The following is a 9,355-nucleotide window of genomic DNA, read 5'->3' as shown; positions in this document are numbered from 1 at the left end:
GGGGGGGGGGGGGGGGGAGTGGTTTTCCCTTCAGCGTCTTTTCGTTGTGTCCTGTTGTTTGTGCCGGGGGTGGGGGGGGGGGGATGGGGGGGGGGGGGGGGGGGGGTGCCCCCCCCCCCCCCCCCCGGGGCGGCCTTTGTGAGTTGAAGGCCTCGACCTGTGGATTTCTCGGGGCCGTTAAGGTCTCCAAGAGTCCCTCGCACAGTGCCTCGTAGGGCGCCATGCCGAGAGCACCCCTACCCGTCCCTCAGATCAGCGGCGGCGCAGTTCCTTCGACCAGGTCCGGAGCGGGTCGGCGAGCATGAGGTTGTCCCCGCGGCTCACGGTCTGGAGCAGTTGGGCGCACACGGTCGCTGCGGCAGCGAGGCCCGACCGGGCTGTCCAGGATGTGGAAGGCGGCGCGGACGTGTGCGGCGGTGTCCGGCTGGGGCAGCGTGTGGGCGTAGAGCGTCTTCCGGGTGCGTAATATGCTCCACATGCAGTCGAGTATTACGTCCGTGCGTGGCGAGACCGTCATACGACGGGCCGTCGCCCGGGACGCCAAGCGGCTTACGCGACTTGTGCGCGGCTCGCGTGCCTACGAGGGCCAGTACGCGGCGATGGTCGCGGACTACCGCGTCGGGCCCGACTACATCGAAACTCATCAGGTCTTCGTGGCCGTCGACGCCGAGGATCCCGCGGGCCGGGTGCTCGGCTTCTACTCGCTGGTCCTCGTGCCACCGGAGCTGGACCTGCTCTTCGTCGAGGACGGGAGGCAGGGCCGCGGCATCGGGCGGCTGCTTGTCGAGCACATGAAGTCAGAGGCGCGCACGGCGGGGCTGGACCTTGTCCGGGTGGTGTCGCACCCTCCGGCCGAGGGTTTCTACCGCAGCGTGGGCGCGCTGCTCACCGGGACCGTCTCCGCGAACCCGCCCGCGGTGGCCTGGGACCGGCCCGAGCTGGAATTCTCGATCCCGTAACCGCTTGCCCGACCTGTTTGTCGCGGGTGCGATCTGCCACCCTCACGACAGCGACGCGACCAGACCATGACGGTCAGGAGACTGCGAAGTACCGGCCGGCAGGAGCCGGCAGCCACGAGGGGAACCCCACCCTCATTACCCGGACGGGTACTCCAGGCCAGAATTCGAGCACTCGGCAACCAGCTGCTGTTACTCACTTTCGGGTGACGGCCCGATCCTCTGCGGGGAGGCGCACCGTGGCGGACAGCCGCCGCGGCCCAAGCCCCGCAAGGCCTCTCGGTCTGTCGGTGCGTCACCTCATGCATGGGCGGCATAGATGGACGTTGCATGCGAGAGTCATAGATAAGTGGTCGAGTAGCCGAGGGGGATCTCACCCCCTCGGCCCTCACAGAACCGTGCGTAACGAGCTCCCGTTACACGGCTCTTGTCGCTCTGATCACCAGACCTCCGCGGCGTTTGCGGTGAGGCGCCAGTGCACGAACATGCGGGGGTATCGCTGGGCGATCTCCTGCATCTTCGAGTACGCCCTCTTCTGAGCCGCGAGCCGTTTGCACTTGTTGCGGATCCAACGCACCAGGTAGGTGTTGATGCGCGTCAGGAGCGTTCAACTCCCAGGGCCGGAACTGGCCGTAGTAGTTGATCCAGCCCCCGATCACAGGGTTCATCCTGCGGGCGAATTCGTGGAAGGTCAGATCGGCACGTCGGTGCAGTCGCCAGGACCGCGCCTCCCTGCCGATCCTCGTAAGGGCCTCCCTGCCGATCCCCGGCTCGAACGACAGGAACAGGTTCCCGCGCCGACTCCGGTTCTTCCGGGCTCGGAACGTGTACCCGAGGAACGTGAAGGCCATGTGCTCGAAGGAACGCCGGCGCTTGCCGTCCTTGCAGTAGACGATCCGGGTCTTGTCCGGGTGCAGTTGCAGCCCGACTTCGACCATCCTGTTCGTAAGCGCGGCCAGCACCTCGCGGGCCTCTCGCTCGGAGACGCTGTGCAGTACCGCGTCGTCCGCGTAGCGCTCGAACCAGACGGACGGGAACTCCCGTTCCATCCACGTGTCGAACGCGTAGTGCAGGAACAGGTTCGCCAGAACGGGAGAGACGGGAGCGCCCTGGGGCGTTCCGCGCTCCCGTTCCACCTGGGAACCGTCGGGCATGACGAGCGGGGCGGCGAGCCACCTCCGCACGTACAAGTTCGCCCAGACGGCGTCGGTGTGTGCGGCCACAGCCTTGACCAGCAGGTCCCAGGGCACGCTGTCGAAGAACTTGGCGATGTCGAACTCGACCACCCAGTCCCGCCGCCAGCTACGCTCCCGGCACTCCCCCACCGCGTCCAAGGCAGACCGTCCGGGCCGATATCCGTAGCTGTCCGGGTGGAAAATGGGCTCTACCCTTCGCATTAGATGCCGGGCCACGACAGTCTGAGCCACCCGGTCGGGGACAGCGGGAATGCCGAGCATTCTCGTGCCGCCGCCGTGTGGCTTCGGAATGGCCACCGCCCGCACCGGAGGAGGGAAGTACGAGCCCGACGACATCCGGTTCCAGACCTTGTACAGGTTTCCCTTGAGTTCCTTCTCGAAGTCATCGATGCTCTGCCCGTCCACTCCGGGCGCACCTCTATTGGCCTTGACTTCCTCCCACGCATCCCGCAGCCACTACGTCTGGGACAACCGTTCCGACACCGCCACCCTCCCAACGACCACGGACGCCGCATCGACGACGGGTCCTGGGGCCACCACCGCCACGGCGGCCACCGCTGGCCCCACACCGCGGACGTGAATTGAACACCACACCCACGCCCCGATAGGACACCACTCACCCGGCCGGAAAGGACGGGTGCGTCTCGTTGGTGGTCAAGGGACACACGAAAGGACACAGAGCCCCATGGGCAAGAAAAAGGGACGTCCGAACGACAACGGCCACACGGCACCGCCAGGCCGGAGAAAGGCCGGCCGATCCAAGCGGGCGTCCGGCACGTTCGTGCGCACGTACCGCCGCTACCACGCGTGGCGCGCTCCGTTCCCGCTGTGGGCACGGATCGTGTGCGACACCCTATTCTGGGCCGTCATCGCCGCCGCGGCCTACGTCGCAATCGGCAGCCTGTGCGGAGCAATCCTCATCGCAGCTCCCCTTCTCGGGCTCCTCGGGCTCGCGGCGAGCAAGGAACATGACGACGGCATCGACTGGAGCGACCATCGAATGGGAGGACAGCCCAAAGACCCCGGGCCCAAGATCTAGGTGCCCTCACGATTAGTGAACATCGTCGGCCAGCTGCCAGACACGACCGCGCCAAACGGCGCTGTGTGACCTGACGCCGGACAGCGCGGGAATGCCCTTCTACGGCCACGCGGTGCGATCAGGCGACCGAGTCCAACGGCGCCGTCTGGCCCTGCCTGGGCTCAGCGGTCTGGGCCCTGCGCACCACCACCAGCTTCGAAGACGCGATACGCGCGGCGATCGACCTCGGCGGGACACAGACACCGTCGCCGCGGTGACCGGAGGCCTCGCGGGGGCGTACTACGGGCTGGACGCAATCCCCGCCCACTGGACCCAGCCGCTCCATGTCCCCCTCCCAGGATTCAACGGACGGGTGCTGCACCTGGCAGATCTGCTCCACCTTGCGGAGCGCCTCATGGAAGGGCCGTCGATGAGACAGGCGTGGTAGCACGTAGAGAGCAGCGGCCCGGTCGCGTGGGAGGAAGAGGCGGTTCGCCCTCGAGGAGGTTGCAGAACCCGCTGCCCCGGCGCGACGCCGCATGGAGGCCATCGACCGGTCCGCATCGCTCTTGCTCCGGAGGCTGAGCTGTGGCTGACTGACAACGGCGCCGAGGGGGAGCGAGTATGGGCAACTGGGCCGTGATCGCGGAGTACTACAGCGACACGTACAGGACCGAGTTCATCTGCCGTGGACAGGAAACGAAGGACCAGGCGCTGACGGCACTCCATGCCGCACTCCACACGTACCTACCGAGCAGACATATCGTCGAGAAGCGGCGCCACGTGTATCGCTTCGCCGACCAGGAGACCTACCTGGTGGTGATCAAAGGCAAGCTGACGCAGTGGGAGTGCACCCTGCGCATCGCCGAGCTGGTCTCGGACTCGACCGACCCGGCCGTGGCCCAGCGGGCGCAGATGGACGACGACGCGGCAGAGCCGGCTGACGAGCCGCAGGACCGGATTCCGCCCGGCTGACGTGAACGGCGGACCGACCCCCGCCCAACTCCCTCGCCCCGCAGAAACCGTGGCCGTGCGCTCCACCCGGGTCGACTGCCACACCCGAGGAGCAGATCACCGGCAACGACGCCGAACTGCGGCTGACAAGCCCCCTTCACGGCACAACCCCGGTCACACGCGCGAGCGGACCTCCGATGAGAACATCAGGCACGAACCCGCCCACCAAACCGAGACGGACCTGCTACTACGGCGCAGCACTCCACTCACTAATCCAACCAGCCAGCCCCCCCGGCAGCGGGCCACGGTAGGCACGTTTCCGGGCGGTCCTTGGCCGGGCTCATGCCATGCGGCGGGCTCTCAGCAGCGTTCGTAGGGTGCCCGCGAGGGGCGATGACGCCGGTCCGTGCAGGAGCCGGGGGCCACGTGCGAGGACCGCATCCGCGGTGAGCAGCTCGATCTCGACGATCGCTCCCATCAGCGCGCGGCCAGGGGCCGCTGCCAGGGCCGCCACCTCTCTCGCCGAGTGCAGTGCCGTACGCGCCGTCTGCACTTGCCGGCGCACCAGCCCTGCCAGACCGGGCGGTTCGTGACCGGCCCGGAGGTCCTCCGCGGTCACCGAGAAGCGTTCCAGGGTCTCCGCGGGGATACCCAGCCGTCCCTCCCGCAGGTCCTCGGCGAGATCGTTGACGAAGTCGAGCCGCTGACTGCCCTCGATGAGAGTGCGGCATGCCGAGCGGTACCGGTCGCGGTCGGCGTCCGGCGCGAACAGCGTACCGACCAGCATGAACGCGGGCAACGAGTACGCATCCAGATAGGTCTGATAGTCCGCTTCGGTGGCGAATCCGGAGAACTCGAGCTCGGCATCGGCGGTGGCCAGGTATTCCTCCACCGCCTCGCAGAACCGCGGATACCGCTCCGCAGTAGCGAGCAGCGCGAGAATGAGCGGATCGTCGCCGCGCCCGGTCTCCAGAGCCTTGCGCACCCGCTGTTCCCAGTCCGCCCACGCCGTGACCCGCTGGGCCTTCGGGCCGGTGTCAAGGATGCTGTCCCCGTGGTCCATGAACGCGGTGGCGGCCAGCGCGTGAGGCTGCAGCGCGCCAGGCAGCAGGACGCGAACCGCGATGCAGGAGGAGCGGCGGTGCCGCCACACCGCTCGTCTCTGGGCGTCGTACGCGCTGCGCAGCTCAGGCTCACGGATTCCCGCCGCGTCCAGACACCGACTCCATGACGTCATGCGCCGATCGTACGCAACGCGTCGTGCCGGGCGTCGAGTCCAGCCAGGTCGCGGATACTTCACGCTGCTTCGGCGTTGTCCAGGTGCAGTGCCTCGCGCAGCCAGTCGTCCGCGGAGCCCGGGGTCGGCTGCGGTTGGCTGCCCGGTGGAGTCAGCACGACGGCGGTGAGTTCCCAGTACCGGTCCAGGCGCGGATCGGCAGATAGACGGGCGGCCAGCAGACGGCGGAACTCGTGGGTGTCGCGGCTTCGGTAGGCGCTCGCGTATGCCGCGACATAGGCGTCCAAGGCCTCGCCCGGGCGCGGGTGGTGTGCCCGGCGCAGGTGTGGGGCCGCGAGTTCGAAGGCTTCGACGAGGCCTTCGTACAGCAGGGCGGCGCCGTCGGCGCCTGCTACTCGGTGTACCTCCGGTTGGGGTTGCCGGTTGCCTGGGCAGGGAGCCGTCGTCATCGCGTGCAGCCGGGCGAAGGCGAGTGCCTGGGACGGGTGAGGTTCGTCGGGCGGCTGGGGGACGGCCGCCTCCAGGAATGCCGTGGTCGCCCGGCGCGGCATCCGTGGTGGCAGCCAGGTACGCCAGAACCTGGCCAGTGGTGCGGTGCTCGGCGGGCTGCCCAGAGCTCCGAGCAGCATCAGCCGGCCGGCGCGCTGAGCCGGCGGGCAGTCCCGCACCAGTTGGAGTGCCGCTTCCCGCCAGCGCAGGGTTTTCAGATCACTGCCGAGCTCACGCAGGCGGCTGTCGACGGCGTTCTCCAGTGCCCGGCCGGCTGGGTCTTCGTCCTCGAGGATGCGGCGTATCTCGGGCAGGGGCAGATCGAGGGTGCGCAGGGAGCGGATCAGCCGCAGGCGTTCCAGTGCCTGGGGGCCGTAGCGGCGGTGTCCGCCGCTACTGCGGGCTGCTGCGGGGAGCAGGCCTTGGTCGGAGTAGAAGCGGACGGTCTTCACAGTGGCGCCGGCACGCTCGGCGAGTTCCCCGATGCTCCACGGCAGTTCGTGTGAAATGGACAGTTGAACCTCCCTCTGGGGGAGTTCCTACGGTACCGGTGCGCGGGCCAGGCAGACGCCGTGGCCGCGGGTGATGGCGTACGCGACAGGCGCTACGTCATGTGACGAGTCCGGGGAGGGCTTTGTGCAGGTGTTCATCATGGTGGCGGGCGTGTTCACCGGGGCCCAGGTCTGGCAGGAGACGGCCGCACGGCTGGCCGCGGCGGGCAGCGCGGTGCACGCGGTCCCGCTGACGGGCATCGACCCGGCCCGGCCGGCCACACCGGCGCACGTGGGTCTGGAGACGCACATCGAGGACGTGATCGCGGCGATCGACGCGGTGGACGTGACGTCCGGACGGGAGATTGTGCTCGTCGGTCACGACTACGGGATCCATCCGGTGCTCGGCGCCGCTGATCGGCGGGCGGAGCGCATCGCACGCGTCGTGTACCTGGACTGCGGAATGCCGCAGAACGGTGTTCCGGCGCTGGCCTCCGTACCGGACCAGGCTCTGCGCGCGCGGCTGGCCGAACGCGCCGAGGCAGGCGAGGGCGTGCTGGCGCCGCCGGCCCAGGACGAGTGGGAGCGCTGGGGCAGCACCGCCGGCCTCGGCGAGGCGGCCCTGGAGCGGCTGACCGCCCTGGCAGCGCCGCAACCGCTGGGCACCCTGCTTCAGCCGCTGCGGCTGACCGGAGCGGTGGCCGCGGTTCCCGTCAGCGGCGTGCTGTGTGCTCAGAACGGCGCCAGTATCGCTCTGGTGCAGAGGCTCGTCGACTTCGGCGACCCCGCCCTGGCCGTTCTGGCCGAACCTCAGGTCACCTTCTTCGAGCTTCCCACCGGGCACTGGCCGATGTTGTCCTGCCCGGCCGCACTGGCAGACGTCCTGCTGCGAGCCGCGGCCGGTGAGGGGCACCGCCTGCGGCCGGCCGGCGACGATGCGCCGGTACCTGCCCATCTGCGGCCGTTCCCGTTGGACGTCCCCGAGTTGCCTCGCGATCGCCAAGGTCATGTCGATCTGTACGTCCCCGACGGCGAGGGCCCACGACCGGCCGTGGTCTTCGTGCACGGCGGACCCCTGCCCGCCGGAGCGCGGCCGGGTCCGCGTGAGTGGCCGGCCCTGGTGGGCTACGCCCGCCTGGCCGCCGCCGCGGGCATGGTCGGCGTGACGCTCGAGCACCGCCTGCACGACATCGCGGACTACGAACGTGCCGCCGCGGACATCGCCGCCGGGGTGGAACTGGTGCGGGCCGACGCCCGGGTGGACGCCGACCGGATCGCCCTGTGGTTCTTCTCCGGCGGCGGCCTCCTCACCACGGACTGGCTGACAGAGCCCCCCGCCTGGCTGCGCTGCCTGGCCGCCTCCTACCCCGTCCTGGCCCCCCTTCCCGCCTGGGGAATGGTCGGCAGCCGCTTCAACCCCGTCAAGGCGATCGATCAGGCGGGGCCCCTGCCCGTCGTCCTGCTTCGCGCCGGACGGGAGACACCCGAAATCGCCGCGACCGTCGATGCGTTCGTGGCCGCGGCCGGCGACTGCGCGGCTCGACTCGAACTGGTCGATGTCCCCAACGGCCACCATGGGTTCGAAACCCTTGACGCACCAGAGGAGACAGTTCCGGCTCTGCGCCGCGCGATGCGCTCGGTGGTCACCCACCTGACCAGGTGACGTCCTGCCCCGGCCGTGGGCTGACCCCGGTCTACAGGTCGGCGGCGTCCACCACGTCGCGCAGGTCGACGAACTTGAAGCCGGTCGCGGTGCGCGTGCCGCCCTCTCCGTCGGGGACTTCAGGGGTCTCGTGACCGTCCTGGACGACCAGCAGGCCGTTCGGGTAGCGACTGCCGAGCGGTGCGTTCAGGACGGCGGCGCCGTCGCACTCCTCGGACCCGTCGAGGGTCGCCGAGGCCGCGCCGACGCGGAAGCCGCCCTCGTACTCGTTGTTCTCGCTCACCTCACGGTCGTAGAGGGCGAAGGTGTCGTCGCCCTGGCTGGAGGCGAAGAGGTAGCCGTCGCCGTCCGGCTCCTGGAACAGCGTCAGGCCCTCGACGTCCGCGGAGAGCCGCTTGCCGCCGAAGCCGGGGTCGGCGCCGGCCGTGCACTCCTCGGTCGCCTCGTCGTAGACGCCGGGGACGCCGTACTCGCGGACCTTGTCCACCAGGACCGGCTCGGTGGTGAGGTCGGCGCGTATCCGCCAGACGCCGATGTCCTCCTGGCCGGCGTAGAGCGTGCCGGTGGCGGGGTCCACCACCATGCCCTCGACCTGCGGGAGTTCTCCGGGCTCCGCGCAGGCGGACCACATCGTGCCGTTCGGCAGACGGAAGGACGCGGGCAGGTCGAGGGTGCGGACCTTGCGGTAGGTGACCGTCCCGCTCGCGGTCGGCCTCAGCTCGACCAGTGCGAGGCGGGTCCGCTCTCGCCGGCTGACCAGGGCGTAGGTACGCCCGGTGGACTTGTCCTGCCAGGTGGCCAGGCCGTAAGCGGTGCGCTGGTCGTTGATCTCGGCCTGGTCGGTGGAGAAGACCGGGGCGGCGGCGGGGTCGGTGATGTCGGTCAGCGGGCCGCCGGGCCTGGACGGGTCGATGCGGTAGATCCGCAGCCGGTCGTTGCCGCGGTCGCTGACCACGGCCACGTCGACCCGGCCGGTGGAGGTGCGCAGCCCGGTGACGAGGTCGACGTTGTTGTACCGGCCCGGCGCGTCGCCCTCGGCGGGCGGACGGGGTGCGGGCAGCGACTGCACCAGACGGGCGGCCAGGTCGTACACCCGCAGTCCGCCCTCCTTGGCGGTCGCGAGGACGAGGCTGCGGCCGGGGTCGGCCGCGTTGCGCCAGATCGCCGGATCGTCGGCGTCGGAGTTGCCGCCCGCCTCGTCGTCGTAGAGGGCGGGGGTCTCGCCGACGGGCTTCACCATCGGCAGGTCCCCGCCGTCGGGGGGGGGGGGGGGGGGGGGAGGGGGGGGGGGGGAGGGGGGGGGGGGGGGGGGGGGGGGGGGGGGGGGGGGGGGGGGGGGGTGGTGGGTGGT

7 protein-coding genes and 2 pseudogenes are annotated in these 9,355 nt (G+C 69.9%); 5 read left to right on the top strand and 4 right to left on the bottom strand.

Going from position 1 to position 9,355, the window contains the following annotated elements:
* The first annotated feature begins 476 nt into the window (after positions 1–476).
* On the top strand, positions 477–959 hold the full coding sequence (locus ACZ6I3_RS37920) for a GNAT family N-acetyltransferase (protein WP_469420889.1): 483 nt from the start codon (positions 477–479) through the stop codon (positions 957–959).
* A gap of 413 nt (positions 960–1,372) precedes the next feature.
* Here ACZ6I3_RS37920 and ltrA read toward each other — a convergent pair whose 3' ends face one another.
* Positions 1,373–2,557, bottom strand: a complete 1,185-nt coding sequence (gene ltrA, locus ACZ6I3_RS37915; RefSeq protein WP_469420888.1) for a group II intron reverse transcriptase/maturase — start codon at positions 2,555–2,557, stop codon at positions 1,373–1,375.
* Positions 2,558–2,837: 280 nt separating this feature from the next.
* Between ltrA and ACZ6I3_RS37910 the strand changes: the two genes are divergently transcribed.
* The 3 genes and pseudogenes from ACZ6I3_RS37910 to ACZ6I3_RS37900 all read left to right on the top strand — a co-directional run bounded on the left by ACZ6I3_RS37910 (position 2,838) and on the right by ACZ6I3_RS37900 (position 4,145).
* Positions 2,838–3,191 carry a hypothetical protein gene (locus ACZ6I3_RS37910; RefSeq protein WP_469420887.1) on the top strand — a complete coding sequence of 118 codons (354 nt, stop codon included), beginning with the start codon at positions 2,838–2,840 and terminating at the stop codon, positions 3,189–3,191.
* A 116-nt stretch (positions 3,192–3,307) separates the two neighbouring features.
* Positions 3,308–3,618 (top strand): annotated as a pseudogene (locus ACZ6I3_RS37905) (ADP-ribosylglycohydrolase family protein); the annotation flags it as partial.
* 176 nt (positions 3,619–3,794) lie between these two features.
* Positions 3,795–4,145, top strand: coding sequence for a hypothetical protein (locus tag ACZ6I3_RS37900; protein ID WP_469420886.1), 351 nt, complete (start codon positions 3,795–3,797; stop codon positions 4,143–4,145).
* Between the two features lie 319 nt (positions 4,146–4,464).
* On the opposite strand, the gene ACZ6I3_RS37895 is transcribed toward ACZ6I3_RS37900, so the two are convergent.
* Positions 4,465–5,361: a squalene/phytoene synthase family protein gene (locus ACZ6I3_RS37895; RefSeq protein ID WP_469420885.1), complete on the bottom strand. Its 897-nt coding sequence runs from the start codon at positions 5,359–5,361 to the stop codon at positions 4,465–4,467.
* Positions 5,362–5,420: 59 nt separating this feature from the next.
* A complete protein-coding gene (locus ACZ6I3_RS37890; RefSeq protein ID WP_469420894.1) occupies positions 5,421–6,365 on the bottom strand; it encodes a helix-turn-helix domain-containing protein in 945 nt (314 codons plus the stop codon).
* A gap of 121 nt (positions 6,366–6,486) precedes the next feature.
* Here ACZ6I3_RS37890 and ACZ6I3_RS37885 point away from each other — a divergent pair, with 121 nt between their 5' ends.
* Entirely contained in the window at positions 6,487–8,004 is a 1,518-nt protein-coding gene (locus ACZ6I3_RS37885) for an alpha/beta hydrolase (protein ID WP_469420884.1), read from the top strand.
* Between the two features lie 31 nt (positions 8,005–8,035).
* Here the strand turns inward: ACZ6I3_RS37885 and ACZ6I3_RS37880 are convergent.
* Positions 8,036–9,235, bottom strand: a pseudogene (locus tag ACZ6I3_RS37880) (phytase); the annotation flags it as partial.
* Positions 9,236–9,355 lie beyond the last annotated feature (120 nt).

The organism is Streptomyces sp. NPDC041940, from assembly GCF_055589465.1.
This window is presented reverse-complemented; position numbering and strand designations above follow the sequence as displayed.